This is a genomic window from Aeromonas sp. MR7 (assembly GCF_963899385.1).
GTDB lineage: Bacteria > Pseudomonadota > Gammaproteobacteria > Enterobacterales > Aeromonadaceae > Aeromonas > Aeromonas bestiarum.
The window spans coordinates 116,017-141,661 of the sequence record NZ_CAWQXH010000052.1 but is presented as its reverse complement, the minus strand read 5'-3'; the positions used below and the strand labels follow the sequence as shown (position 1 = coordinate 141,661).

The 25,645-nt window shown below is 62.9% G+C and carries 22 protein-coding genes and 1 tRNA gene; 8 read left to right on the top strand and 15 right to left on the bottom strand.

The window, feature by feature from the left end; translation table 11 throughout:
- Positions 1-51 precede the first annotated feature (51 nt).
- The gene (locus AACW87_RS21550; protein WP_241326114.1) at positions 52-1,449 is read left to right on the top strand and encodes a nucleobase:cation symporter-2 family protein; all 1,398 of its coding nucleotides are present in this window, start codon (positions 52-54) and stop codon (positions 1,447-1,449) included.
- 55 nt (positions 1,450-1,504) lie between these two features.
- Here AACW87_RS21550 and AACW87_RS21545 read toward each other — a convergent pair whose 3' ends face one another.
- From AACW87_RS21545 to AACW87_RS21535, 3 genes are all read right to left on the bottom strand, one after another.
- Positions 1,505-3,313, bottom strand: coding sequence for a M3 family oligoendopeptidase (locus AACW87_RS21545; RefSeq protein ID WP_241326113.1), 1,809 nt, complete (start codon positions 3,311-3,313; stop codon positions 1,505-1,507).
- A gap of 153 nt (positions 3,314-3,466) precedes the next feature.
- The gene (locus AACW87_RS21540) at positions 3,467-5,245 is read right to left on the bottom strand and encodes a M3 family oligoendopeptidase (protein ID WP_241326112.1); all 1,779 of its coding nucleotides are present in this window, start codon (positions 5,243-5,245) and stop codon (positions 3,467-3,469) included.
- Between the two features lie 180 nt (positions 5,246-5,425).
- Positions 5,426-6,343: a DUF808 domain-containing protein gene (locus AACW87_RS21535; protein ID WP_241326111.1), complete on the bottom strand. Its 918-nt coding sequence runs from the start codon at positions 6,341-6,343 to the stop codon at positions 5,426-5,428.
- Between the two features lie 210 nt (positions 6,344-6,553).
- On the opposite strand from AACW87_RS21535, the gene AACW87_RS21530 reads away from it, so the two are divergent.
- Complete coding sequence (locus AACW87_RS21530; protein WP_241326110.1) at positions 6,554-7,156, top strand: DUF924 family protein; 603 nt, start codon at positions 6,554-6,556, stop codon at positions 7,154-7,156.
- A gap of 69 nt (positions 7,157-7,225) precedes the next feature.
- On the opposite strand, the gene secF is transcribed toward AACW87_RS21530, so the two are convergent.
- From secF to hinT, 9 genes are all read right to left on the bottom strand, one after another.
- Positions 7,226-8,140, bottom strand: coding sequence for a protein translocase subunit SecF (gene secF, locus AACW87_RS21525; protein ID WP_172955328.1), 915 nt, complete (start codon positions 8,138-8,140; stop codon positions 7,226-7,228).
- A 115-nt stretch (positions 8,141-8,255) separates the two neighbouring features.
- Positions 8,256-10,058, bottom strand: coding sequence for a protein translocase subunit SecD (secD, locus tag AACW87_RS21520; RefSeq protein ID WP_103470543.1), 1,803 nt, complete (start codon positions 10,056-10,058; stop codon positions 8,256-8,258).
- A gap of 157 nt (positions 10,059-10,215) precedes the next feature.
- A complete protein-coding gene (locus AACW87_RS21515) occupies positions 10,216-10,689 on the bottom strand; it encodes a hypothetical protein (RefSeq protein ID WP_052449190.1) in 474 nt (157 codons plus the stop codon).
- A 107-nt stretch (positions 10,690-10,796) separates the two neighbouring features.
- A complete protein-coding gene (locus tag AACW87_RS21510; RefSeq protein WP_043141194.1) occupies positions 10,797-11,654 on the bottom strand; it encodes a DUF6279 family lipoprotein in 858 nt (285 codons plus the stop codon).
- Positions 11,655-11,766: 112 nt separating this feature from the next.
- A complete protein-coding gene (locus tag AACW87_RS21505) occupies positions 11,767-12,600 on the bottom strand; it encodes a phosphotransferase (RefSeq protein WP_241326109.1) in 834 nt (277 codons plus the stop codon).
- A complete protein-coding gene (lpoB, locus tag AACW87_RS21500) occupies positions 12,590-13,186 on the bottom strand; it encodes a penicillin-binding protein activator LpoB (RefSeq protein ID WP_005302153.1) in 597 nt (198 codons plus the stop codon). The genes AACW87_RS21505 and lpoB overlap by 11 nt, the downstream gene beginning before the upstream one ends.
- Positions 13,186-13,578, bottom strand: a complete 393-nt coding sequence (locus AACW87_RS21495) for a YcfL family protein (protein ID WP_098983816.1) — start codon at positions 13,576-13,578, stop codon at positions 13,186-13,188. The genes lpoB and AACW87_RS21495 overlap by 1 nt, the downstream gene beginning before the upstream one ends.
- A gap of 69 nt (positions 13,579-13,647) precedes the next feature.
- Complete coding sequence (locus AACW87_RS21490) at positions 13,648-15,072, bottom strand: COG3014 family protein (protein WP_241326108.1); 1,425 nt, start codon at positions 15,070-15,072, stop codon at positions 13,648-13,650.
- Positions 15,072-15,422: a purine nucleoside phosphoramidase gene (hinT, locus tag AACW87_RS21485; RefSeq protein ID WP_042869695.1), complete on the bottom strand. Its 351-nt coding sequence runs from the start codon at positions 15,420-15,422 to the stop codon at positions 15,072-15,074. Before hinT ends, AACW87_RS21490 begins: the two co-directional genes overlap by 1 nt.
- A 250-nt stretch (positions 15,423-15,672) precedes the next feature.
- On the opposite strand from hinT, the gene AACW87_RS21480 reads away from it, so the two are divergent.
- Positions 15,673-17,685, top strand: a complete 2,013-nt coding sequence (locus tag AACW87_RS21480) for a methyl-accepting chemotaxis protein (RefSeq protein WP_172955326.1) — start codon at positions 15,673-15,675, stop codon at positions 17,683-17,685.
- 84 nt (positions 17,686-17,769) lie between these two features.
- On the opposite strand, the gene AACW87_RS21475 is transcribed toward AACW87_RS21480, so the two are convergent.
- Positions 17,770-18,654 (bottom strand): 6-pyruvoyl trahydropterin synthase family protein, encoded by an 885-nt coding sequence (locus AACW87_RS21475; RefSeq protein WP_241326107.1) that lies wholly within the window; start codon positions 18,652-18,654, stop codon positions 17,770-17,772.
- Positions 18,655-18,733: 79 nt separating this feature from the next.
- Here AACW87_RS21475 and AACW87_RS21470 point away from each other — a divergent pair, with 79 nt between their 5' ends.
- The 4 genes from AACW87_RS21470 to AACW87_RS21455 all read left to right on the top strand — a co-directional run bounded on the left by AACW87_RS21470 (position 18,734) and on the right by AACW87_RS21455 (position 22,477).
- Positions 18,734-20,077, top strand: coding sequence for a dihydroorotase (locus tag AACW87_RS21470; RefSeq protein ID WP_005314854.1), 1,344 nt, complete (start codon positions 18,734-18,736; stop codon positions 20,075-20,077).
- A gap of 238 nt (positions 20,078-20,315) precedes the next feature.
- Positions 20,316-20,392, top strand: a tRNA-Pro gene (locus tag AACW87_RS21465).
- A 143-nt stretch (positions 20,393-20,535) separates the two neighbouring features.
- A complete protein-coding gene (locus AACW87_RS21460) occupies positions 20,536-21,012 on the top strand; it encodes a CC0125/CC1285 family lipoprotein (protein WP_241326106.1) in 477 nt (158 codons plus the stop codon).
- A 205-nt stretch (positions 21,013-21,217) separates the two neighbouring features.
- Positions 21,218-22,477 carry a dicarboxylate/amino acid:cation symporter gene (locus AACW87_RS21455; protein ID WP_043141217.1) on the top strand — a complete coding sequence of 420 codons (1,260 nt, stop codon included), beginning with the start codon at positions 21,218-21,220 and terminating at the stop codon, positions 22,475-22,477.
- Between the two features lie 79 nt (positions 22,478-22,556).
- Here the strand turns inward: AACW87_RS21455 and AACW87_RS21450 are convergent, their stop codons facing one another.
- Positions 22,557-22,997 carry a methyltransferase family protein gene (locus tag AACW87_RS21450; protein WP_241326105.1) on the bottom strand — a complete coding sequence of 147 codons (441 nt, stop codon included), beginning with the start codon at positions 22,995-22,997 and terminating at the stop codon, positions 22,557-22,559.
- A 192-nt stretch (positions 22,998-23,189) separates the two neighbouring features.
- Here AACW87_RS21450 and alr point away from each other — a divergent pair, with 192 nt between their 5' ends.
- Positions 23,190-24,416: an alanine racemase gene (alr, locus tag AACW87_RS21445; protein WP_043141219.1), complete on the top strand. Its 1,227-nt coding sequence runs from the start codon at positions 23,190-23,192 to the stop codon at positions 24,414-24,416.
- A 201-nt stretch (positions 24,417-24,617) separates the two neighbouring features.
- Here alr and AACW87_RS21440 read toward each other — a convergent pair whose 3' ends face one another.
- Positions 24,618-25,562, bottom strand: coding sequence for a TerC family protein (locus AACW87_RS21440; protein WP_043141221.1), 945 nt, complete (start codon positions 25,560-25,562; stop codon positions 24,618-24,620).
- Positions 25,563-25,645 lie beyond the last annotated feature (83 nt).

Here is a 25,645-nt window from a genome sequence, read left to right as displayed (position 1 = left end):
CAGCCCATCTTGCCCGGCCGTACCGGTCGGGCCGCAAGGAGTGAGGTATTCATGAACCAGACCAATCCCCCCGGGACGACCACCCACAGTCCCGTCGATGAAGTGGAACGCATGCTCCCCCCTGGCCAGCTCTTTACCCTGGGCTTGCAACATGTGCTGGTGATGTACGCCGGCGCCATGGCGGTGCCGCTGGTGATAGGCGGCAGCCTGGGGCTGCCCAAGGATCAAATCTCTTATCTCATCAGCTCGGATCTGTTCTGCTGCGGTATCGTCACCCTGCTGCAGTGTCTGGGGATAGGCCGGTTTGCCGGGATCCGGCTGCCGGTCATCATGTCGGTCACCTTCGCCGCCGTCATGCCCATGCTGGCCATAGGCGCCAACCCGGATCTGGGGCTGACCGGCATCTTCGGTGCCACCATAGCCGCCGGGATCCTCTCCACCCTGCTGGTGCCCCTGGTCGGTCGCCTGATGACGCTCTTCCCGACCGTGGTGACGGGTGTGGTGATCACCTCCATCGGGATCAGCATCATGCAAGTGGGGATCGACTGGATGGCGGGGGGCAAGGGCAATCCCGAGTACGGCAGCCTGCGCTACATAGGCACCAGCTTCCTGGTGCTGGCCTTCATCTTGCTGGTGACCCGCTTCACCAAGGGCTTTTTCAGCAACATCTCAGTGCTGCTCGGCATACTGTTCGGCTTCGTCATCGCCATCGGCATGGGCGAGGTGAACCTGACCGGCCTGGATGAGGCCGCCTGGTTTGCCCCCATAGTTCCCTTCGCCTTTGGCTGGCCCACCTTCGATCCCATCTCCATCGCCACCCTCACCGTCATCATGCTGATCACCTTCATCGAATCCATGGGGATGTTTCTGGCCCTCGGCGACATAGTCGGTCACCCGGCCAGCCGGGGAGACATAGTGCGGGGGCTGCGAGTGGACGGCATAGGGACAGTGATTGGCGGCATCTTCAACAGTTTTCCCCACACCTCGTTTTCCCAGAATATCGGGCTGGTAAGCGTGACCGGGGTGTCGAGCCGCTGGGTTTGCGTCATGTCGGGGGGGATACTGCTCGCCTTTGGCCTGATCCCCAAGATGTCGCTGATGGTCGCCTCCATTCCCCCCTTCGTGCTCGGCGGCGCCGGCATCGTCATGTTCGGCATGGTGCTGGCCACCGGCATTCGCATCCTGGCGCGGGCCGATTACAACAGCAACCGTCACAACCTCTACATAGTCGCCATCAGCCTGGGAATAGGCATGATCCCCACCGTCTCCGGCCACTTCTTTCAGCACTTTCCCGCCGCGCTGCAGCCACTGCTGCACAGCGGTATCCTGCTGGCGACCCTGAGCTCGGTGCTGCTGAACCTCTTCTTCAACGGCTACCAGCCGGATCTTAGCCACCAGCCCCGCCCCTTGCTGGTGGGCCCGGTTCGGCCAGTCGACCCCCGGCCATAAAAAAGCCGCCGGGCAGATACACTGCCCGGCGGCGCCTTCACGTGCCAGAGTTCCCTTAGCCGCAGGTCTGCTCGAAGCGATCCACCGCCGCCGCCACCAGCGCCATGCTGCCCTGCCAGAAGGCAGCCTCACGGATATCCTGACCCAGGTGTTTTGCCACCAGATCTTCGGCGCTCATGCGGCCGGTATCGCGCAGCAGGGCACGATAAGCCTCGGCCACATTCGTTTCCCCTGCCGCCTGACGGCTCATCAACTGCTGATAGACCCCCAGGCTGAACAGATAGCCAAACAGGTAGGGGTAGTTGTAAAAACCGAGCCCGGCGATGGAAAAATGCGCCTTGGCCGCCCAGAACAGAGGGTGATAACGCACCAGACTCTCCTCATACCAGCGGCCCCAGGCTTCGTCCGTCATCGTCTTGAGCCGCTGTGCCGACACATAGCCCTGTCCACGGGCAGCCACCAGCGCCTGCTCGAAATCGAAGCGGGCCGGAATGTTGACCAGGAAGGTGGCGGCACCGTCGGCTTCGGCCCAGGCGATGGCCTGCTGCTGCTCCGGCGTCTGCGCCTGTTCGAACAGGGCGCTGCGCACCAGGGTTTCGGCAAAGATGGAGGCGGTCTCCGCCAGCGTCATGGGGTAGCTGCGCTGGCTCATGGGCAGATCGCGAATGAGCCAGTTGTGCCAGGCGTGACCTAGCTCGTGGGCGAGCGTGATGACGTTGTCCATGGTGCCGGCATAGGTGATGAAGACCCTTGGCTCCACCGGCTCGGCAAACTTGGTGCAGTAGGCACCGGTACGCCGGTTCGGGGTGGGCGCCGCATCAATCCAGCCCTTCTCGGCCATCATGCGGGCAAACTCCCCCATCTCGGGATCGAAGCGGGCAAAGGCCGCGGCTATGATCTCGATCGCCTCTTCAAACGGGATCTCTCGACTGCTAGCCGCCGGAGGCGGTGCAAACAAGTCCTCCGGCCCCGGATCTGTAATGCCAAGCTGCCGGGCCATCAGCCCCAGCGCCCGCTGGCCCAGACCCCGGGCGTTATAGGTCTCGGCCATGAGGGTATCCAGGGTGGTGCGCTCTATGTGACTCTGATGGCAGGAGAGATCCAGCGCATCAAGCACACGCTGCTTGCCGCGCTGGCGCGCCAGTTCAAGTCGCCAGCCGTTGAGGGCATTGAGGATGGCGGCCACCGTCTCCTGCTCCCCTTCCCAGCCAGCGCTGATGGCATCAAAGGCCTCGCGGCGCAGGGCCCGTATTGGGCTGGATAGCAGATTGCTCGCCTCGGCCAGCCCCATCTCGCGACCATCGATAACGAGGCGGATCTTGCCCACCAGATCGTTGTAGAGGTTGCCCCAGGCGTGCAACCCGTCGGTGCCAAGCCCAATCACCAGCTGCTCGGCCTCCACCGGCAGGCGCTGATCCTGCAAGCGGCGCTCATGGCGCAGCCGGTAATCCTCTTCTCCGAGCAAGGGATCCAGCATCAGCCGCTCAAACTCGGGCTCGGGCAGTCCCAGCATCAGATCTTCCACCGGGGCCAGGGTCTTGAACAGATCGGCGTTGAGGGCGCGGGCGCGGGAAGCCAGCTGCTTGGCGAGCACATCGCGGGCATCCTGACTGCCCTTGCAGGCCGCCAGTATGGCGACGTTCCAGCCGATATTGCGGATCCGCTGGGCCCGCAGGCGTACTTCGCGCAAAAAATCGGGCAAGGCGTCAGTATTGCCCAATACCTGCTCAAGACCGTCGATAAAACTGGCAAGCTCGGCGAGGTTGGCTCGGGCCAGGCTCATGTCCGCTTCCAGCTCGGGGCAATCAAGGGCGGGATAGATATGCTGGTTGTGCCACTGCTGTGGGTAAATTCGTTGCTGCATCAAACGCTCGTCATCAATATCAGGGGCAGAGGCTGCCCGGGGTGAAATGCGCGTGGCCGGGCCGCTGCGGGCCCGCCACGAAAGAAACAGGGGCCGCCGGGGCGCCCCCGAACGGCCGGTCTGATCAGCCAATGCGATAGACGGGCCAGCCCGTCACACCAGTCGCTCGAGGCGGTCGACCGCCTCCTCCACATAGCGCAGGCTCTCCTGCCAGAAGGCGGGTTCGCGAATGTCGACCCCCAGGTGTTTCTCCACCAGATCCTCGGCGCTCATGCGGCCCGTGTCGGTGAGCAACGCGCGATAGGCGTGGGCAAAATCGCCCCCGGCCCGCTCCTTCTGGGCATAGAGCCCCAGGCTGAACAGATAGCCGAACAGGTAGGGATAGTTGTAAAACCCGAGCTCGGTGATGGAGAAGTGGCCCTTGCTGGCCCAGAACAGCTCGTCGTACTGGCTGAGGGTGTCACCATACCACTGCTGCTGCGCGGATTTCATCATCTGCCGCAGCTGGCTTGCCCCCACATAGCACTGCTCCCGCGCCGCCACCAGGGCCCGCTCGAAGGTGAAGCGGGCCGGAACGTCGAGCAGCAGGCTGGCGGCACGCTCCCCGTCCAGCCAGGCGATGGCTCTGCGCTGCTCCATGTTGTCGGTGGCGGCAAACAGGGCATCGCGCACCAGGGTTTCGGCAAACAGGGAGGCGGTCTCCGCCAGCGTCTTGGGGTAGTCGCGCTGCTCCAGCGGCAAGTCCCGCAACAGCCAGCTGTGCCAGGCGTGCCCGAGCTCGTGGGCCAGGGTGATGAGGTTGTCCATGGTGCCCTCGAAGGTGAGAAACACCCGAGGCTCGGGAGGATAGGCATATTCGGTGCTGTAGGCACCGCTGCGCCTGTTTGCGCTGGGGGCCGCATCAATCCAGCCCTTCTCGGCCATCATGCGGGCAAAGGCCCCCATTTCGGGGTCAAACCCGGCGAAGGCATCAGCCACCAGAGTCAGCGCCTGCTCGAAGCTGAGCAGGGCCGGGGTCGCGGCGGGCGCAGGGGCATAGAGATCCCAGGGGGCAAAATCGGTGATCTGCCGGGCGCTGGCCATGGCGCGCAGGGCTCGCCGTCCCAGCGCTTTGTGGGCGTCAGCCTCGGCCATAAGGGTATCCAGAGTGGCGCGCTCGATATGGCTCTGATGGCAGGAGACATCCAGCGCATCGAGCCGACGCGTCTTGCCACGCTGGGCGGCGAGTTCGTTGCGCCAGCCGTTGATGGCATTGAGGATGGCAGCCACCGTCTCCTGCTCTGCCTGCCAGGCGGCCTGAATGCCGTGCCAGGCGCTGGCACGGCGCGCCCGTTCCGGGTGGGCCAGCAGATTGTCCGCCTGGGCCAGTCCCATGGGCTCTCCGTCCACGACCGGCCTGAGCCGGCCCACCAGACTGTCGTAGAGTTCCCCCCAGCCTTGCAGCCCATCCACTCCCAATCCTTCGATCAGCTGCTCGCTCTCGAGCGACAGCCGTTGATCCTGCAGGCGGCGATCATGACGGATAAGGTAGGCAAGCTCGAACAGCTCGGCATCCTGCAGCAAGGCTCGAACCTGCCCCTCGGGGGCACTTGCCCAGAACAGGGTCACCGGCTTGCTGAGCTGGGCCAGGGTCGCCTGCAACTGCTGGCCACGGGATAGCAGCACCTTGGCAGCTTCGTCGCAACCATTGCGACTGAGCCGGTTGTAGGCATAGGTCTGGCTGTTCCACACCAACCGGTTCACGTCGGTCCAGCAGGATCTGATGGCCCGCAGCAGGTGGCGCAAGCCATTGACGTCAGTGGTTTGAGGAAGCTCGTCCAGCAGTTGACTCAAGGTCGTCAGCGTATGACGGGCCTGATGAAAATCGGCGTCGATCGCCGGGCAATCGGGGGCGGCATAGATGTGATCATCCAGCCAAACGGGTAGGTTCATAACTGTCCTTGTTTGTTTGCATCCATGTCGAGTGGCCCCGCCTCTGTGGGCGAGTGCCACTGCCGATAGTACGAAGGGAGCCGGCACTTGCACAGCCCCCATCCAAGTCAACAAACAAGACGAACAATCATCTGTGCGACGGCCTCTGTCGGCCGTGCACAAACCGTGGACAGGCCGCCGTTATTTGGCGGGTTTGAGTTTGCTCACCAGGGTCATGGCCAGCACCAGCACCATGCCCGCCACCACACCGGCCACGGCGTTGAGCAGGGTCGGCGTCACCGCGGCCAGCACGGCGCCCACGGATGGCAAGGTGGCAAGGGCTGCGGCCGCACCTTCAACCAGGTGATGGGCGAAGGGCCAGCCATGCACCAGAATGCCGCCACCCACCATGAACATGGCGATGGTCCCCACCAGCGCCAGCAGGTGCATCAAACGGGGCGCCGTCACCAGCAGGCCCCGGCCCAGGGCGCGGCGCAAGGGGCCGCCATCGGGCTTTTGCAGCAGGTGCAGGCCGATATCGTCGAGCTTGACGATTAGCCCCACCAGGCCATAGACCCCGACCGTCATCAGCAGGGCTATGCCCGCCACCACGGAGATCTGCAGACCCAGGCTGCTGCCCTGCACTGTGCCGAGCGCGATGACGATGATCTCGGCAGAGAGGATAAAGTCGGTGCGAATGGCCCCCTTTATCTTCTGCTGCTCGAAAGCCACCAGATCGTCCGGCACAGGGCCCCTGTGTTGCTCGCTCTCTGCCGCCTCGTGGGGCAGAAACTTGTGGGCCAGCTTCTCCGCCCCCTCGAAGCAGAGGTAGGCGCCCCCCAGCATCAGCAAGGGGGTGATGAACCAGGGCACCAGGGCGCTGATGGCGATGGCGGCGGGCACCAGAATAAGCTTGTTGCGAAACGACCCCTTGGCCACGGCCCACACCACGGGCAGCTCCCGCTCGGCCCGCACGCCGGAGACCTGCTCGGCATTGAGGGCGAGATCGTCCCCCAGCACGCCGGCGGTCTTCTTGGCCGCCACCTTGGTCATCAGGGCCACGTCATCGAGCACGCTGGCAATATCATCGAGCAGGGCCAACAAACTGGTTCCGGCCATATCAGGCATTCCTCATCTCAGTGGAAACATCCCCCGGGCACGCAGGCCATCTCGCCGGGCAGGCGCCACAGGCGAGTGCCGAGCAGAGGGGGGTCCTTATTTCAGGCAAAAGATGGCACAGTGTAACGAGAAGCCGCCCGTTAGGCAGCAACCACATCAGGGTCAATTGGCCTTGTTTCACCCCGAGTCCCCCCGGCTCAAGGAGTTCCCATGCAACCCTGGCAATCTCTGCTCGATTTCTGGTTTGGCGATGACGCCGACGACGCCACCCGCGCCAAACGGCAAGCCCCGCTCTGGTGGGGAAAAAGCAGCGAAACCGATGCGCTGATAACCAGCCGCTTTGGGGCGCTGGCCGAAGCCGCCGCCACCGGCTCTCTGGCCCACTGGGCCGAGGTGCCCGTCGGCCGGCTGGCGCTGATCCTGCTGCTGGATCAACTGCCACGCAACATACATCGCGCCACGCCCGGCGCTTTTGCCCAGGACCCGCGGGCCCGGGATCTCTGTCTGAAGGGCTTGTCGCTGGGGGCAGACAAGGCGCTCTCGCCGCTGGCGCGGGTCTTCTTCTACCTGCCGCTGGAACACGCAGAATCGCGCGAGCAGCAAGTACGCAGCGTGACCCTGTTCGAGGCGCTGGCGGCCGAGCAGGCCGGCAGTCCGGCGCAGGCCACCTTCGCGGGCTTCACCGATTTTGCCCGCCGCCATCAGGTGATCATCGAACGCTTTGGCCGCTTCCCCCACCGCAACGCCATCCTGGGTCGCACCAGCACGCCGGAGGAGGCCGAATTTTTGCAGCAACCTGGCTCCGGTTTCTAGGCCAGCCGCAGAGACAAAAAAAACGGGCCCGATGGGCCCGTTTTGCATGCAGGGAGTGGACAAGGGGCATCACGCCGCCTCTGCCAGCTCCTCCTCTTTCTTCTGGTAGGCCTGGGGCGAGAGACCCAGCAGCTCCTGCACTGTGGAGGCGACCGTGATGGAGGAGATGGTCCCCACCAGGATGCCGGCGAACAGGGTGAAGGCGAAGCCGTAGAGGGCATCGCCGCCGAACAGCAGCAGGGCGCCCACGGTAAAGAGGGTGGTGCCCGAGGTGATCATGGTGCGGCTGAAGGTCGCCTTGATCGCCACGTCCGAGCAGTCGTGGATGGAGAGCTTGGTGCGTGAGCTCAAGATGTCCCGCAACCGGTCCGAGATGACGATGCTGTCGTTGAGGGAATAGCCGATCACCGCCATCAGGCCGGCGATCACGTTGAGGTCAAACTCGATGTTGAACAGCGCTAGCAGCCCCATGGCCACCAGGCCGTCGTGCAGCACAGACACCAGAATGCCGATGGCCTGACGCCACTCGAAGCGCACCGCCAGGTAGGCGGAGATGGCCAAGGAGGCCACCAGCACCGCCAGCATCCCCTGCTGGAACAATTCGGCACCCACCTGAGGGCCGACTATGGTGGTGCGCAGCAGCTCCACCGGCAAGTTGAGCTGTTGACCCAGCATGACTGCCAGCTCCTCGGCTGGCCAGGGCAGCTCGTGGGGTGGCAGCTTGATGAGCCACTCCCCCGGGATGCCGGCGCCGCTCAGCTCGACCGCCCCTGCCAGCGGGGCGCTCAGCAGGGCGTTCAGTTCATGGGCCTCTTTCAGGGTCTGGATGCGAAACTCCAGCAGTATACCGCCGGTGAAATCGAGCCCGAGCGACAGCCCGTTGATGGCCAGCACGGCTATGCTCGCCACCGTCAGCAGCACGGAGATCCACAACCCGATGTAACGCCAGCGGGTCAGGCCCATGGCAACGATCATTCTCAACATAGTTTTATCCTCGACAACAGCTGACTCGGGCTTCCCGCCGGGAAGCGCGTGGCGCAGGCGCGGAGCAGGCTCGAACGCGCGGCGCTATGGCACAGAGTGAATGCAGGGGTCACGGTCACACCCTCAGCAGCTTGTCGCTGCTCTTGCCCCACAGGGGGTTGATGATGGCGCGGGTGCCCCAGATGCCGGTCACCATGCTGGAGATGAGACCCAGGATCAGGGTGATGGAGAAGCCCTGCAGCGGGCCCGAGCCGATGGAGTAGAGCACCACGGCACAGATCAGGGTGGTGATGTTGGCATCGAAGATGGTGCGAAACGCCGAGCGATAGCCAAAGTCGATGGCGTTGGCGAGACTCCCCCCTTCCCGCAGGCGGTCCTTGATCCGCTCAAAGATCAGCACATGGGTATCCACCGCCATGCCGACCGTGAGCACCAGACCGGCGATCCCCGGCAGGGTCAGCACGGCCCCCGGCAGCACCGCCAGCATGCCCACCTGCATCAGCAGGTTGGCGATGAGCGCCGTGATGGCGACCCAGCCGAACTTGCGATACCAGGCCATCATGAACAGCATCATGCCCGCCATGCCGAACGCCAGCGCGGTGAAGCCCGCTTCTATGTTCTGCAAGCCCAGGGTCGGGCCGATTGAGCGCTCCTCCAGGATCTTCAGCGGCGCCGTGAGGGCGCCGGCCCGCAGCAGCATGGCCAGCTCCTGGGCCTCTGGCAGACTGCCAATACCCGTGATGCGGAACTGGTTGCCGAGCGCCGTCTGTATGGTGGCGACGTTGATCACCTCGCTCTGGGCGCGCAGCTTGCCCTGGGCGTTGGTCTTGTATTCGGTGAAGACGGTGGCCATCGGCTTGCCCACGTGCTGGCGGCTGAACTGGTTCATCTTGCTGCCACCCAGGCTGTCGAGCACGATATTGACCTGGGGTTGGCCCATCTCGCCCATATTGGCGCGGGCATCGACGATATGCTCACCGCTCAGCACCGGCTTGCGGGCCAGACCGACGGCCTGACCGCTGCGATCCGCCATGAAGAAGCGGCTGTCGGCCTGGGCCTCGTAGAAGGCCAGCGACGCGGTCGCACCTATTACTTCCTTGGCCTGCTTGGGATTGTGCACCCCGGGCAACTCGATGCGGATGCCGTCCTGGCCCTGACGCTGGACCGAGGCCTCGACTATGCCGAGCTCGTTGATCCGCTTTTTCAAAATTGACAGGTTCTGGGTCACGGCGTTGTTGGCCAAGAGGGTGCGCTCGGCCTCGCTCATCACCAGCCGCAGCTCGTTGCCGCTGCGATTGAGTTGCCACTGATCCTGCCGGGTGCCGGCGGAATCCTTGATGATGTTGAGCCAGGGCGCCTGATCGGCCACCTCGGGCAGGGTGACTCTCACCTCCCCTTCGCTCACCCGGGCCACGTTGGCGCCCCGCAGGCGCGCCTCGCGGAACTGGGTGCGCAGCATGTCCACCAGGTTTCTGGTCTGGTTGTCCACCACGAAGCTGAGATCGACCCCGATCAGCAGCTGGGAGCCGCCGCGCAGATCCAGCCCGAGCTTGATGGGAGCGGCGCCGAGCTGGCTGATCCAGGTCGGGGCATTGGAGTAGAACTCCAGGGTCAGGGCCGCGCTGTCATAGCCCTGCTGCTCCAGCAGCTGCTTGGCCCTCTGCTGTTCGGACTGGCTGTTGAACACCAGTTCGACCCGCTCTTTCTGTTGCACCTGTTTGACCGGCGCTATCTGGTTGTCGGCCAGCAGGGTGCGCTGCGCCTCGGTCAGGCTGGTCTGGCCGTGCAGGCCAAGGGAAGGCTGCTCACCGAAGAAGGTGGGCAGGGAGTAAAACGCGAAGGTGAACAGCATGAGCAGCAGCAGGGCATACTGCCACATGCTCATGCGATTCAGGGTGGTACGACTCTTTTTTCTCATGGCAAAAGCCTCTGTCAGGAGAAGGCGGCGCACTCGCCACCCATGGCGGGGGCGGCACGCAAGAAAATACAAATGAGACTGGGCGCCCGTTCACGCGCGGTGAGCAGGCTTTACAGGAGACGATGAGGCAGTGCGGCGAGGCCGGACCCCATCGGGATCAGGCGAGATAACTCTGGGAGAAGCGGTATTGCAGGTGTTGGCGTTGCAACCTGTGCCGGTGAATGGTGGCAAAGCGGTCGCGGAAGCTGTTTTTGGGGTAGAAGAGCGCCGCATAGAGCAGCAGGCCGCACAGCAGCAGCAGGATCGCCTGCTGTGACCAGCTCATGATCAGCTCGTAGACGACGCTGCCGGGCTGGTGATCGCTGCGCAGGGAGTGTTCGAGCCGCAGCAGATGATTCTGATGGGAGCCGACAAACTTGACGACACCGTCGTCGCTGTCGCTGGCGCTGTGGATCACCAGCAGGGTATCGGACTGATCGCCCGTGCCGGCATCGCTCATCACCTGGCCAGGCTGGGAAGCGGCCTGAGGCGCGGATACCTTGAGCCCCTCCACCGAAACGGTAGAGAGCAACAGAGTGAGCGAGATGAGCAGTGTCATCAACGCCAGTTTCACTTTGTCCAGCAGGCTCAAAAAGTTAATTCCCAAATAATAGAAAGGGCAAACTACCACAGGCACCCAACAAGGACAAGGGCGGCAGGGTCGTCAAGCCTCGCACGGCGCCCTGCCGAAAACGAAACTCACCCCTGTGACATCTGCCTGAAATCGCGGGCATAGCCCTTGAGCAGGGTGTAGAGATGGGCGCGCTGGGAGATGTCCAGCGACTGGCTCAGGGCACTCAGCCAGTTGACGGTGCGCTGGCGGGATTGATCCGTGTAGCCGGTGAAACGGCCATCCATGAGTCCATCCCCCTGCTGCAACAGGGCGGTGAGCTGGGCGCCGAAGTCCGGGCTCTGGCGCTGCTGCATCAGCCTGTCCAGCTCCCTGGTCCAGGCGGTCTGAAACTCCAGCCAGGGGGCCTGCAGCTCGTATTGCCACTCCACCCACTGGGCCACCAGCGGCGCCTGGGCCGGCTTCACCTCCCCAATCCAGAACACCAGCCGCTCGTTCATCTTGCCGGTGAACTCCTTGAGCAGCTCGGCCTTGGGCTGGCGGGCAAAATCCTGCTCCCGCTCGGTCTGCCGGCTGAGCCTGTCCTTCATGAACATGGCCACCTGCTCCTCGGTCAGGGTACGGGCCAGCCGCACGGCGCGGGGAACCGTGTTCTCCAGGGTGCGGGTCAGGCTCTGCTGGGCCGCATTCAGATGAAGCGAGACCTGGGCCGGGCTCATGGGGCTCGCCACCGCCCTGGCCAGCGCATCCAGATCATCGGCGTAACGGGGCACCTCGTACTGGCGGTGCCAGGCCATCAGCCCCTTCACTTCGTTATCCAGCAGCCGCTTCTGGCTGCGATCCAGCGAGAAATAGTCATCCAGCTGCCAGACGATGGCCACGTCCAGCCAGTAATAGACCACCCGGGTGGAGCAGCCCACCAGCAGCAGACAGATCAGCAGCAGGCTCCAGCTGCGGGGTTGACGCCAGGAAAAGGAGGTCACCATGCACTACTCCCAAGGTTGACGAGTTGATGATTCATATCGATCTGATCCTGCCTATGCCAGCGTTGATACGCAGCGATGCGTGTCGAGCAACACTTGCCCCCCACCACCGGCCCTACTCCAGCCGTTGACGATTCGTGTCGATCAGGGCCTGGTAATCGGGCCCGGGGGGGTGCTCGGCCATCAGCAGCGCCCACAACAAGCCTATGTAGTCGACCCAGGGCAGGAAGGCCTGGCTCTGAAAGCCCCGGCTTCCCAAACGCGCCCCTGCCCGCTCAAGATAGCCGCTCTCCAGCGCCTCTCGCTGGCCGTCGTCCCAGCCGTGGGTGCGCTGTATGCTGGCCACCTCGAAACCGGGATGACCGGCGGCGCCATACTCCCAGTCGATGACCCAGGGCCGGGTTCCCAACAAGTTAGCCGGATTGAGATCATGATGGCAAGGGAGCCAGCAATCGGCCGGCTCGCGACTGGCCAGCAGTCCCCGTTCCAGCGCAGGCAGCCAGTCAGGGATCCGGGCCAGACGGCCGCGATAACCGGCGGCATGAGCCCGCACCGCCATCACCACGGCGGGCACCGGCAACCGGTGCAGCCGTACCAGCACCTCGGCCAGCAGACAGGGCTGCTCGGCGGGGGACGGGGGCGCCTCGGCCCAGTTGGGTTCATCGCACCAATCCAGCAGCATCAGGCCGCTGGCGGGATCGCTGTGATGACAGGGCAGCGCCAGCCCCTGCCCCATGGCTCCCCGATAGAGCTGCCACTCGGTCGCCCGATCGATACCGAGCCGACAGGGATCCGGATGACCGAGCCGCAAAAAATGACTGCGCCCCGAGGGGAGGCGCAGTCGATAGTTGCAGTTGGTCAGGCCACTGGCCAGCGCTTCCAGCCGCCCCGAACGCCAGGGGGCCGGCAGGCTGGCCAGCAACTCCAGCTCCGCCAGATCACCAGCCAAAGGTGGATTTCTTCGCCTGTTTGCGGATCTCTTTCTGATCGGCCCACAGCAGTTCGCCGTTTTGCAGATCCATCAGGTTCATGGTCATCTGGTAGTAGACATCCTTCACCTTGCCGTTGTCCTTGACGATGCTGGCGAGGTTGCCATAGACCATGTAGCGGGCACCTGTCTGCTTGCCCAGACGCACCATGGAGGCGGGATCCACCATGCCGCTGCTCTGTTGGTATTCGAGCTGCTGCTTGACCGCCGCCACCTTGCTCATGTCGACGAAGCGGAACTTGCCGGCTCGCAGCAGCTTGGTGCGAATGGTGTCCGTGATGGCCTCGGTGTCGATGTGCTCAGAGGTCTTGTTGCGGATGGAGTCCATGAACATCACCGGACGACCGCCCGCGGTGATCTCGCTGGTGGCCGGCGAGGCGAGCATGGAGTCCGCCATCTTGTCGGCAATGGCCTGCAGATCCGATGAGCCGTAGTCCACTGTCACCGTCTCGGTTTCGGTCGGATCGCCATAGCTGACTGTGGTGCTGGAACAGCCGCCAAGCAGCAGGGCGCCGGTCAATATCAGCAGGGCATGATTCATTTTCATCAGTAGGATTCCTCAATCACTTCGCGTACGTAAATCCGGTATCCCCGGGCGGCCGGGCTCGGCGCCAGGGCAGAGAGGGTGCGGGTCTGATAGCCGTGCAGCTTGATGGGGGTCCAGCCGCGGCCATCGCTGGCCACCTCCTGTCCCGCCTCATCATACCAATAGAACAGGTATTGCAGCTTGTTGTCACCGCGCTGGGTGCTGGCCGCCGCCACATTGACCTGCAGCAGGCCGTTTTGCTCGCGCCGGCTCAGCTCGGTCAGGGTCACATTGACGTTCTGATGCTGCTCCTGCACGGGGGCCGCTCCCGCCGCGCCATAGAGCGCCACGCCGGAGGTATTGGTGGCGCAGCCGGTCAGCAGCATCACCAGGGCCAAACCGTATGCTTTCATCTTGATCTCCTTAGCCGGCAGGCCATCTGGGCCCGACCGTCAGTCATGGGTGTCATGGTCCGGGCGCGCTTAGAGCGGCATCACCCGGGTCGTCAGGCCGGCGCCGAGCCGCTGCACCCACACCAGGGTGGTACGCCCGCCGTGAACGGTGAGCGGCAGGGTGCGCATGGCGCTGCCCGCCCCCAGGGTGAGCTGCACCTCGCCTGCCGGCAGCATGCTCTGCCAGCTGGATGCCTGGGCCGGCAACGTCAGCCAGCTGCGGGTATCGGCCCGCTCCGAGAGGGTATTGAAGATGCCGACCAGAATATTGCCCACATCGCCCCCCTCCTTGGCGGCGGTGCGCCTCAGCTGCTCCTTGGTCACCAGCCGCAGCGCCTGACGGGTCAGCATGCCCGGCAACCGCTCCTGCAGATCCTTGGCGGCCAGCGCCTCCAGCCGCACCAGCTCGCTGGTCTGCTCAACCCGCTTGCCCACCGACACCGTCAGCGGGCCCGTGTTGCTGGCCCGGTTGTCGTAATAGGGCACGGCCACGGTAAAGGTACGAAAATCGCCGCTGGAGGTGGAGATGGGCAGCGGCAGGAACAGCTCGCGCCGCGCCGGGATCAGCCCATCTTCAAACAGCACCACCAGCTGCCCCTGATTTTTGGTTAAAGGCGGCGCCTTGCGACCCAGCTTCTTCTCCGTCTCCTTGAGCTCATCGGGGGAGCCGCGCAGCCGCGCCAGGCGCAGCAAGGCATCCTGCAGGCTCTGGTTGTCCGGCGCTATCTGGTAGCCACGCTGATAGTCGACCCAGGCATCGTTGAGATCCCCGGCCGCCTCATAGAGCACGCCGGAGAAATAGAAGGTGTAGGCGTTCTGGAAACCGTTTTTCACCTGGCCTATCAGCCGGTCGAGATCCGGTGCCCCGCGCGACATCAGCTGGCGCATCTCCCGCTCTGTACTGGCTTCGGCCCCTTTCTCTCTGGCCTTGCTTACCTCCCCCGCCCGCGCCTTGAGGGCACGCTCCTGCACCTGGTTGGCCCGGCGCACCTCCACCAGGGCGCCGTCGGCGTCTCCCCGCTGCAGGTAGTTGAGGGCCAGATAGTGATGCAGCATGGTGCGCTCATAATCCGGCGCCAGGTAGGCCATGCTCTGATCGTTGGTGAGCAGGCTGCCCGCCTGACCCAGCCCCTGGCTCAGCCGGTATTGGGCCTGATTGTCTTCCCACTCGAGGCGGCTGTCGGCGGCGGCGAAGGCCTGCTTGCTGCCCGCATCCTGACCGGCCAGCCAGGCGATGCGGCCCTGCTCGAGCCGGTCCAGCACATAGGTGTCGTCCCCCTGGGTGGACTCGCGCACCTCGGGCAGCGCCTCGGCGGCGTGCCCCAGCAGCAGCTGGTTGCGCAGCGGCACCATCTGATCGGAATAGGAGACGAACATGTCCTGCCAGTGAGAGGCGCAGCCCCCCAGCAGGGCACTGGCCAGCAGGAGGCCGGCCAGACGGGGAAAGCGGTGCATCACAGGCAGAGCAGCGGCCCCAGGGATTGACCCCCTACCAGATGCATGTGGATGTGATAGACCTCCTGCCCGCCGTGGCGATTGCAGTTCATGATCAGGCGATAACCATCCTCGGCGATCCCGGCCTCGCTGGCCAGCTTGCGGGCCACTGTGAACATGCGACCCAGCGCCAGCTCATGTTCGGCTTCCACGTCGTTGACCGTGGGGATCAGTACATTGGGAATGATCAGGATATGGGTCTTGGCCTTGGGCTGGATGTCCCGGAATGCGGTCACCAGATCGTCTTGATAAAGGATGTCGGCGGGGATCTCTTTACGGATGATTTTGCTGAAAATGGTTTCTTGCGCCATGGATAACTCCTTTATATGAAAAAGAAAATTCAACACCAACCTCAAGCGGCTCCCGAGGTGGCCATCAGGGCCCGCCAAGTGTGACACAAGCCGACATTTGACACAGCCGTTGTCCCATTCTCTTCAGTTATTGTTAAAAATACCGATAGCCGGAAGACGTCAGATGGCGTCGCTCGCCCAGGGTGGTAGCAGGGTATCAAATGGACGGGGTATTCAGGCAAGGGACTTTTGCATATACAGCGGGACAATAATGAAACAAACAATGTCAGACCTCTCCATCTTGCAGAGGGTCTATTTAGGCTTTGCCATTCTGGTGGCCGTGATGGCGGCCACCTCGGTACTCACCTTTCGCAGCCAGAGCGAGCTCAATCAGGCGCTGGATCAGGTCACCCGGCAATCCATGCCGCTGGTAATCGCCAGCAGTCAGACCCAGATCAGCCTGCTCAGCGCCAACAAGTGGCTCACCGACGTGCTGACCGAGCAGGATCCCAAACAGATCCCGGCCGAGGTGGCCGAGCTGCAACAGGCCAAGGCCCAGGTCGACAAGACGCTCGCCACCCTCAGCCGGCAGGCGGCGGCGCACCCTGAGCTGCAGGGTGAAATGGCGGCACTGAGCAAGCTGGTCGGCGACTATCTGCAGCTGACCGGCACCCTGCCCACCGAGCATCAGGCCCTGCTCACCCGCTTGCACAAGGTGAACCAGGCCAAGGGGCAGTTCCAGGTCAGCCTGCCCCAGTTCAAGAAAAACCTCGGCGACATGATGGTCACCATAGACGACAGCTTCATCAAGATGCTGTCCGAGACCCTGACCACCAAGCTCTCCGCCATCGAGCTATCCACCATGGATGCGCTCAACCAGAGCATACCCGCACCCATCGAGGGGGCGCTCAAGCGCAACAAGATGCAGATCGAGGGGTTCAACAGCACCATCAAGGATCTGCAGGGGGAGCTCAAGAACTTCGACAATGACATGGGCCACTACGTGCACGGCTTCGTGCGCGACACGACCGCCAGCGAGGGGGTGCTCTCCCAGTACCTGGCGCTGATGCAGCAGCAGGAGCAAATGCGCGAGCAGAGCAAGCAGGCCAGCAAGCTCATCGTCAGCATCCAGAGCAAGCTCGAGGGGATCACCGACCAGAGCCAGCAGTTGATGAACGCCAGCATACGCGCCTCCGGCAAGGTGCAGGCCCAGAGCACGCTCACCCAGGGGATCAGCATCGCCATCGCCATCCTGGTGGCCATTCTGGTGGCCTACACCCTGGGCAAGGCGATTCGCCGCCCGCTCAAGGAGCTGCTGCGGGTGCTGACCGAGGTGACCCAGGGCGACATGACCCAGCGCATCGGTTTTCGCAGCAAGAACGAGTTTGGCCAGCTCGGCAGCCAGATCAACCTGCTGATCCAGCAGATGGGGGACGTGCTGACCCAGCTCTCCCAGGCCTCGACCCAGCTCAACAACGCCGCCCACGACAACCGTCACACCACGGAATCGGTACGGGCGGATCTGGAGAAACAACGTCAGGAGACCGCCTCGGTCGCCGCCGCCATGACCCAGATGGAAGCCTCGGTGCGTGAAGTGGCCCAGGCGGCCAACCAGACTCTGGAGCGGGTGCAGGACGTGGAGAAAGCCTCCGAGACCGGCCGCAAGGTGATGGCCGGCAACATCACCACCACCCATCAGCTGGCGGGCAAGTTGCAGCAGACCGGCAAGGTGATCGGCGATGTGAGCGCCATGAGCAACCAGATAGGCAACATACTCGACGTCATCCGCGGCATCGCCGAGCAGACCAACCTGCTGGCGCTCAACGCCGCCATCGAGGCGGCCCGGGCCGGCGAGCAGGGCCGCGGCTTTGCAGTGGTGGCCGACGAGGTGCGCAGCCTGGCGGGGCGCACCGCCCAGTCCACCAGCGAGATCCAGACCATGATCGAAAACCTGCAGCAGGGGGTCGCCAAGGCGGTGACTGTGATGCAGGAGTGCTCCCGCGAGATGGACAGCTGCGTGGATCAGAGCTCCCACGCCAACAACGCCATGGAAGAGGTGCAGGGGATAGTGGTGCTGATCAGCGACATGTCGAGCCAGATAGCCTCCGCCGCCGAGCAGCAGCAGGCCACCAGCGCCGACATCGCCACCAACCTCAACCGCATCTCGGATATCTCGGATCTCAACTATCAGGGCATAGCCCGGGTGGCCGAGACCAGCCAGCAGCTCGACTCCCTGGCCGAGCAGCAGGAGAGCCTGGTCAAGCGCTTCCGGCTCAGCGCCTGATGAGGTCATCTGTTTTTCCATTGCCCTGACACGACAAGGCCCCGCAGATGCGGGGCCTTGCTTATTCTGGCAACGAGCGCGGGATCAGGCGTAGGCGATGGCGCCCTTGCCCACCCCTTCATAGGCCACGATTTTCACGAACTTGTCGCCCACCTGCTTCTTCACCTCGCGGGCTATATAACAGGCCAGCAGCTCTATGGTGGTGTCGGTATCGATCATCTCCACCTCTCCCGCCGGCATGGCCAGCTGGAACAACCCCTGGGGCGCCACGTACTTGAAGCCGAGATTCTGCTCGCCGGCATCCTTCAGGGTCGCCTCGGCCAGCTCGCTCAGGGAGAGTTCGCCAAGGGCCACCTTGTCCTCTTCGGTGCCGAGGTAGATGTCGGCCCAGCGCTCGGCCCAGTTCAGCTCCAGCTCAGCGTCGCGCTCACCGTCCAGGTGGATCTCGATGGGAGAACGATGGCCGTGGGCGATGCGCTGGCAGTTGCCATCGTGCTTTTTCAGGCCGTGGCTGTAGTGGTAGAAGGCGCCATCGATCTGCTCCTGGCGCAGGGTCAGCGACAGATCCTTGATGTTGCCGGGCAGTCGCTGGGCCAGCACAGCCAGCAGATAGCGGGTGACGGACTCCTTGTCGATCTGGGGCGCCGGGATGAAGGCAAAGCCCTGAGTGGGGCAACGCAGGTGAATGGAGCGACCCGGGCGCAGCAGATCCACCGTGCTCTCCTCCCCCTCCAGATGGGCCACATGGACCAGTGCACACTCGGCCGGCACCAGCAGCTTGTGATCCACCTCTTCATCGATGATCGACTTGATCAGTTTTTTCACCCGACCAAAGTCCAGCAGCATGCTCATCTCGTTGAGCTCGCCGCTCATCTCGACATCCACCAGCCAGCTCTCCCCCACCATGCCACGGCGTTCACACAGGTAGCTGGAATCGATCACGGTCAAATCTCTTACAAATAACTTCATCAGTCAGGCCTTGCTACAGAGAAAGTGCAGTTTGCGATATTATGACCCGCGATCACTGACAAAGGAACCGGACTCCCCCATGAACAAATTGCTAATCAAGAATGCCACCCTGGTCAATGAAGGCCGCATCTATGCCTCGGATGTATTGATTGAAGGGGAACGGATCGCCCGGATCGCCCCTCACATAGAGGCGCCCGATGCCGTGGTGATAGATGCAGCAGGTCGTCACCTCATCCCGGGAATGATCGACGATCAGGTCCATTTCCGGGAACCCGGCCTGACCCACAAGGGGACCATCGCCAGTGAATCCCGGGCCGCCGTGGCAGGAGGCACCACCAGCTTCATGGAAATGCCCAACGTCAATCCCCAGACCACCACCCTCGATGCCCTCGAAGCCAAATACCAGATAGCCGCCAACTCCTCCGCCGCCAATTACAGCTTCTATCTCGGCGCCACCAACGACAACCTCGACGAGATCAAGCGCCTCGATCCCAAGCAGTCCTGTGGGGTCAAGGTGTTCATGGGGTCATCCACCGGCAACATGCTGGTGGACAACCAGGAGACTCTGGCGGCGATTTTCCGCGAGAGCCCGGTGATGATAGTCACCCACTGCGAGGACACCCCCTCCATCAAGGTGTTGGAAGACGAGGCCCGCGCCAAGTGGGGCGAGGATGTGCCGATGCGCGAGCACGGCCGCATTCGCAATGACGAGGCCTGCTACAAGTCCTCCAGCATGGCGGTGGGTCTGGCGAAAAAATACGGTGCCAAGCTGCACGTGCTGCACCTCACCTCCGCCAAGGAGCTGTCGCTGTTTACCGCCAGCCATGATCTCAGCGAGCTGAAAGACAAGAACATCACCGCCGAGGTATGCGTCCACCACCTCTTCTTCAACGAGGCGGATTACGACACCCTGGGCAGCCAGATCAAGTGCAACCCGGCGGTGAAGACGGCCGCCGACCAGCACGCCCTGCTGGATGCGGTACGCAACGACGTGCTGGACATCATAGCCACAGACCACGCCCCCCACACCTGGGAGGAGAAGCAGAACAGCTACTTCAAGGCGCCGTCCGGCATCCCCCTGGTGCAGCACTCCATGCTGGCCCTGCTGGAGCTCTACCACAACGGCGTGTTTTCGCTGGAAACCATCGTCAAGAAAACCTCCCACGCGGTGGCCGAGCGCTTCCAGGTGCAGGATCGCGGCTACATTCGCGAGGGTTACTTCGCGGATCTGGTGCTGCTGGATCTGGGCAAGCCCTATGTGGTCAACGACAGCAACCTGCTCTACCTGTGCGGCTGGTCACCCTTCAACGGCTACCGCTTCCACAGCACTGTGGAGATGACCCTGGTCAACGGCCAGATCGCCTGGCAAAACGGTCAGGTCACCGATCAGGTGCTGGGCAAGCGGCTGACCTTCAACCGCTGATCGCTTCATCGCCGATGCAAACGGCCGCCTCCGGGCGGCCGTTTGCATGGTGGGCTGAACAGTGGGTTGAAAAAGGCCCCTGACATGGGCCCTCGATGGCCTGATTTAGCCGCTGTGGCGGTACTTTGAGCGCCAATTGCTCGCAAAGCAGGCAAACAGTCTCAGAGTGGGATTTCCCCTGTTGACAGGGTCGGGTCATCTCCATAAACTCAGCCCCCGTCAGCCGAGCTGACTCCGTCGGTGTGTAGCGCAGCCAGGTAGCGCATCTGCATGGGGTGTAGAGGGTCGGAGGTTCGAATCCTCTCACACCGACCAAATTCCCCGAGAAAGGCCTTGTCAGATGACAAGGCCTTTTCTTTTTGGCGCGGAGCAGCCCTTAGCGGCACAACGCTGCCCGCATTGTGTCGCCGATCGGTTTGTGCTGTAGTGATGCCGTGTTTTGCCAACCGGTGTTCGAGATGCCCCCTCCCCGCGTCTTTTGCCATCGTCTGCTGTTGCTCGGCCTCGGCGCGGCCCTGCTGCTCGGCTGCGCCACCCCCTATCACAGCAAGCCATCGTTCTGGAACGGCCAGACCGGCTTCTCCCAGACCCTGCTTGCGCCCGACAAATGGCAGCTGGAATTTATTGGCAACGACCTGGTGAGCCGGGAAACCGCCCGCAAGTATGTGCTGAAACGGGCGGGCGAAGTGGCGCAAGCCGAAGGTTATCAGTGGCTTGAGGTCAATGAATTGACCCTGCAGCGGGATGCGGTCAGGGTGACACCAAGCCGCCCCCTGTTCGGGTTCGATGACGACGAGCCCGATCCCTTTCTGGATCAGCGCACCGTGGAGCACCGCATCTCGGCATTGCTCATATTTACCCTCACCCGCAGCGCAAAAAACGACCGAACCATGAAAGCTGATTATCTTGCAAACATTAAAATAAACGGCGATTAATATAGGTTAAATGCAAGATCCATATCACATACAACTAATGACAACATAAAATTCTGCTACAAGGCTCTGGATTTACCCCCCCGGATTAGGCATGCTGCCAGCACACCGGCTGTCAGGAATCTACGGCCCGGATCACAAAAACGGACTGAAGTGGCACCCCTGCCACCCTAAACGCTTTGCACTTATCAAAACTGGGACCCCCCCCATGAAAATGAATAAATTGACGGCTGCCATCCTCATCGCGATGCTGGTTGGCATCCTGACTGGTCAGGGCTATCGCATGTTTGCCCCGGATCAGGCCGCTGGCTTTGCCAGTGACATCACCATACTGACCGACATCTTCCTGCGCCTGATCAAGATGATCATCGCTCCCCTTGTCTTCACCACCCTGGTGGTCGGCATCGCCAAGATGGGCGATACCCGCACCGTGGGCCGCATCGGTGCCAAGACCCTGGGCTGGTTCATGCTGGCCTCCCTGCTCTCCCTGACCCTGGGTCTGGTGATGGTCACCCTGATGCAACCGGGCGTGGGACTCTCCCTCTCCCTGCCGGATGATGCCGCCAGTTCCGGCGTGGTCGCCGGTGCCATCTCCCTCAAGGACTTCGTCACCCACGCCATTCCGAAAAGCGTGGTTGAGGCCATGGCCACCAACGAGATCCTGCAGATAGTGGTGTTCTCTCTCTTCTTCGGGCTGGCCGCCGCCGCGCTGGGCGATGCCGCCAAACCCGTGGTCAAGCTGATGGCAAGCGCCGCCGAGATCATGCTGAAGGTGACCGGTTACGTGATGAACTTCGCGCCGTTCGCCGTGTTCGGTGCCATCGCCGCCATGGTAGCCAAGGAAGGGCTCGGCATACTCGCCACCTACGGCACCTTCATGGCCCAGTTCTATCTGGCCCTGGCCTGCCTCTGGCTGCTGCTCATCGCCATGGGCAGCCTGTTCATTCGCCGCCGCGTGCTGACCCTGCTGGCCATGATCCGCGAACCCATACTGCTGGCCTTCTCCACCGCCAGCTCCGAGGCCGCCTATCCCAAGACCCTGGATCGGCTGGAGAAGTTCGGCTGTGACAAGCGCATCGCCAGCTTCGTGCTGCCCATGGGCTACTCCTTCAACCTGGACGGCTCCATGATGTACTGCACCTTCGCGGTCATGTTCATCGCCCAGGCCTATGGCATAGAGCTCTCCCTGGCCCAGCAGATCACCATGCTGCTGTTGCTCATGGTCACCTCCAAGGGGATGGCCGGCGTGCCGCGCGCCTCTCTGGTGGTCATAGCCGCCACCCTGAACCAGTTCCATATTCCGGAAGCCGGCATCCTGCTGCTGCTCGGCATAGACCACTTCCTCGACATGGGTCGCTCCGCCACCAACGTGCTGGGCAACGCCATCGCCGCCAGCGTGGTTGCCAAGACCGAAGACAGCCTGGGTGAAACCGAGCCGCTGGGTGAGGCGGATACCGCCAAGGCGTGATTTATCCCGCCAGCAAGATACAAAACGGCCCGCAGATGCGGGCCATTTTTTTGGCGGCTGCCTGCCCCTTAGGGCGAGTTCAGCACCAGCGGCGTACCCGCCGGCAGTACTCTGCATACGCCTCGCCGAAACGGGCCCGCAGCGCCCGCTCTTCCGGCACGATTTGGAAGCGATCCAGCCAGCCCCACAGCAGCAGCGGGCCGAGCCAGACCGCCAGCCCGCCCAGATAACAGGCCAGCGCCATCATCCAGCAGACCAGCCCCAGGTACATGGGGTTGCGGCTGAGACGGTAGAGCCCGCCCGTCACCAGCGCACTGGCCTGCTCGGGCCGCATCGGACTGACGGTGGTGCCCTGGCGGCGAAAACGCAGCAGGGCGCCAAACCCGAACACTCCTCCCAGCAGCACCAGCAACAGCGCCGGGACGGGCCACCCCTCCCCGGTTCCGCCCCACGCCACTATGCCCAGCGCCACTATGCCGAACAACAGCACGGGCGGCACACGACACTCTAGATCTATCATCTATTGACTCCCATGACAGGTGCCACAATCGACACCTTGCGTTACACTTCCCGACGGGAATAGCGCCCTGGAAAATTGTCAAAGTTCATAACAATAACAATGCCTTGGCTACACTTTATCCCATCTGCGTGAAAACGGCCCCCTAGCGGCCGTCATGCACCTCAACCCAAACAATAAAAAAGGAACCACCCCATGCACAAGAAGACACTGCTGGCCACGCTGATCCTGGGCCTGCTGGCCGGTCAGGCCGTCGCGGCCCCTTACCTGCCGCTGGCCAGCGATCATCGCAACGGCGAGGTGCAGACCGCCAGCAATGCCTGGCTGGAAGTCGATCTCGGCGCCTTCGAGCACAACATCCAGACCCTCAAGGATCGCCTCGGTGACAAGGGCCCGCAGATCTGCGCCATCATGAAGGCGGACGCCTATGGGCACGGCATCGACCTGCTGGTGCCCTCCGTGGTCAAGGCCAACATCCCCTGCATCGGCATCGCCAGCAACGAAGAGGCCCGCGTGGCCCGCGAGAAGGGCTTTACCGGCCGCCTGATGCGGGTGCGCTCGGCCACCCCGGACGAAGTGGAGCAGGCCCTTCCCTACAAGATGGAAGAGCTGATCGGCAGCCTGGTGAGCGCCCAGGGCATAGCCGACATCGCCCAGCGTCACCATACCAATATCCCGGTGCACATAGGTCTCAACTCCGCCGGCATGAGCCGCAACGGCATAGACCTGCGTCTGGCGGACTCCAAGGCCGATGCGCTGGCCATGCTCAAGCTCAAGGGGATCACCCCGGTCGGCATCATGACCCACTTCCCGGTGGAAGAGAAAGAGGACGTCAAGCTGGGGCTGGCCCAGTTCAAGCTGGACTCCCAGTGGCTGATCGAGGCGGGCAAGCTGGATCGCAGCAAGCTCACCATCCACGCCGCCAACTCCTTCGCCACCCTGGAAGTGCCGGATGCCTACTTCGACATGGTGCGCCCGGGCGGCCTGCTCTACGGCGACTCCATCCCCTCCTACACCGAATACAAGCGGGTCATGGCGTTCAAGACCCAGGTCGCCTCGGTCAACCACTACCCGGCCGGCAATACCGTCGGTTATGACCGCACCTTCACCCTCAAGCGCGACTCCTGGCTCGCCAACCTGCCGCTGGGTTACTCCGACGGCTACCGCCGTGCACTCAGCAACAAGGCCTATGTGCTGATCCAGGGTCAGAAGGTGCCCGTGGTCGGCAAGACCTCCATGAACACCATCATGGTGGACGTGACCGATCTGAAAGGGGTGAAACCCGGCGACGAGGTGGTGCTGTTTGGCCGTCAGGGCGAGGCCGAGGTGAAGCAGGCGGATCTGGAGGAGTACAACGGCGCCCTGCTGGCCGACATGTACACCATCTGGGGCTACACCAACCCCAAGAAGATCAAGCGCTAAGCAAATCTCTGCTATGAAAAAGGGCTCCCGCGGGAGCCCTTGTTGTCAGTGCTTTATGGTCTGCCGCGTTCAAGCGGCTTTTTTGCGGGTCACCCAGAGGCTGAGCCCCATGGACGCCAGCAGGATCAGGGCTACCACACCCAGCGCTATGTCACTCAGGGGGATCTTGAACAGATCCCGCCGAGATTATTTACAGCGCCTTCAAACGGCCTTTTTGCGAGTCACCCAGAGGCTCAATCCCATGGACGCCAGCAGGATCAGGGCCACGACGCCCAATGCAATGCCGGTCGGGATCTTGAACACATCCAGCAACAGCATCTTGACCCCGATGAACATCAGGATCAGCGCCAGGCCGTATTTCAGCAGGGCGAAACGCTCGGCCACCCCCGCCAGCAGGAAGTACATGGCGCGCAGGCCCATGATGGCGAAGATGTTGGAGGTCAGCACTATGAAGGGATCCGTGGTCACCGCGAAGATGGCCGGGATACTGTCCACCGCGAAGATGAGATCGCTCACCTCCACCAGCACCAGAATGAGCAGCAGCGGGGTGGCATAGCGCACACCGTCACGCCAGACGAAGAACTTCTCCCCCTCCAGGGTCTCGGTCACCTTGAAGCGACGACGCATCCAGCCCAGCAGCGGGTTGTTGGCCAGATCTGGCTCCTTGTCGGCCGCCCACAGCATCTTGACCCCGGTCAGCAGCAGGAAGGCACCGAACAGGTAGAGGATCCAGTGGAACTGCTCGATGAGCCAGCTGCCCGCGAACACCATGCCGGCACGCATCACGATGGCACCCAGTACCCCGTACAGCAGCACCCGGCGCTGCAGCTCGGCCGGAATGGCAAAGTAGCCGAACAGCATCAGCCAGACGAAGACGTTGTCCACCGCCAGCGCCTTCTCGATGAGGTAGCCGGTGAGGAACTCCAGCCCCTTCTGGTTGGCGATCTCGCGCCCGGCGCTGTGATCCAGCCAGAACCAGATGGCCAGGTTGAAGAGCAGGGCCACGCTGATCCAGATAAGGGACCAGATGCCCGCCTCCTTGAGGGACACCTTGTGCGCCTTGCCACCCCCGACAAAGCGTATGTCAATCCATAACAGGACCAGCACTATGCTGAAGAAACCGGTCCACATCCACCATTCACCCATTTTTCACTTCTCCCAAAAACGACAAAACCCACGACCGAGAGGCGTGGGTTTGCGTTTGGAGCAGATACACCTTGCCTCTCGGC

Excerpts from the sequence above, each read along its gene's own strand:
- AACW87_RS21550 (WP_241326114.1), top strand. The coding sequence starts at position 52 with ATGAACCAGACCAATCCCCCCGGGACGACCACCCACAGTCCCGTCGAT.
- AACW87_RS21545 (WP_241326113.1), bottom strand. The coding sequence starts at position 3,313 with ATGCAGCAACGAATTTACCCACAGCAGTGGCACAACCAGCATATCTAT.
- AACW87_RS21540 (WP_241326112.1), bottom strand. The coding sequence starts at position 5,245 with ATGAACCTACCCGTTTGGCTGGATGATCACATCTATGCCGCCCCCGAT.
- AACW87_RS21535 (WP_241326111.1), bottom strand. The coding sequence starts at position 6,343 with ATGGCCGGAACCAGTTTGTTGGCCCTGCTCGATGATATTGCCAGCGTG.
- AACW87_RS21530 (WP_241326110.1), top strand. The coding sequence starts at position 6,554 with ATGCAACCCTGGCAATCTCTGCTCGATTTCTGGTTTGGCGATGACGCC.
- secF (WP_172955328.1), bottom strand. The coding sequence starts at position 8,140 with ATGTTGAGAATGATCGTTGCCATGGGCCTGACCCGCTGGCGTTACATC.
- secD (WP_103470543.1), bottom strand. The coding sequence starts at position 10,058 with ATGAGAAAAAAGAGTCGTACCACCCTGAATCGCATGAGCATGTGGCAG.
- AACW87_RS21510 (WP_043141194.1), bottom strand. The coding sequence starts at position 11,654 with ATGGTGACCTCCTTTTCCTGGCGTCAACCCCGCAGCTGGAGCCTGCTG.
- lpoB (WP_005302153.1), bottom strand. The coding sequence starts at position 13,186 with ATGAAAATGAATCATGCCCTGCTGATATTGACCGGCGCCCTGCTGCTT.
- AACW87_RS21495 (WP_098983816.1), bottom strand. The coding sequence starts at position 13,578 with ATGAAAGCATACGGTTTGGCCCTGGTGATGCTGCTGACCGGCTGCGCC.
- AACW87_RS21490 (WP_241326108.1), bottom strand. The coding sequence starts at position 15,072 with ATGCACCGCTTTCCCCGTCTGGCCGGCCTCCTGCTGGCCAGTGCCCTG.
- hinT (WP_042869695.1), bottom strand. The coding sequence starts at position 15,422 with ATGGCGCAAGAAACCATTTTCAGCAAAATCATCCGTAAAGAGATCCCC.
- AACW87_RS21480 (WP_172955326.1), top strand. The coding sequence starts at position 15,673 with ATGAAACAAACAATGTCAGACCTCTCCATCTTGCAGAGGGTCTATTTA.
- AACW87_RS21475 (WP_241326107.1), bottom strand. The coding sequence starts at position 18,654 with ATGAAGTTATTTGTAAGAGATTTGACCGTGATCGATTCCAGCTACCTG.
- AACW87_RS21470 (WP_005314854.1), top strand. The coding sequence starts at position 18,734 with ATGAACAAATTGCTAATCAAGAATGCCACCCTGGTCAATGAAGGCCGC.
- AACW87_RS21460 (WP_241326106.1), top strand. The coding sequence starts at position 20,536 with ATGCCCCCTCCCCGCGTCTTTTGCCATCGTCTGCTGTTGCTCGGCCTC.
- AACW87_RS21455 (WP_043141217.1), top strand. The coding sequence starts at position 21,218 with ATGAAAATGAATAAATTGACGGCTGCCATCCTCATCGCGATGCTGGTT.
- AACW87_RS21450 (WP_241326105.1), bottom strand. The coding sequence starts at position 22,997 with ATGATAGATCTAGAGTGTCGTGTGCCGCCCGTGCTGTTGTTCGGCATA.
- alr (WP_043141219.1), top strand. The coding sequence starts at position 23,190 with ATGCACAAGAAGACACTGCTGGCCACGCTGATCCTGGGCCTGCTGGCC.
- AACW87_RS21440 (WP_043141221.1), bottom strand. The coding sequence starts at position 25,562 with ATGGGTGAATGGTGGATGTGGACCGGTTTCTTCAGCATAGTGCTGGTC.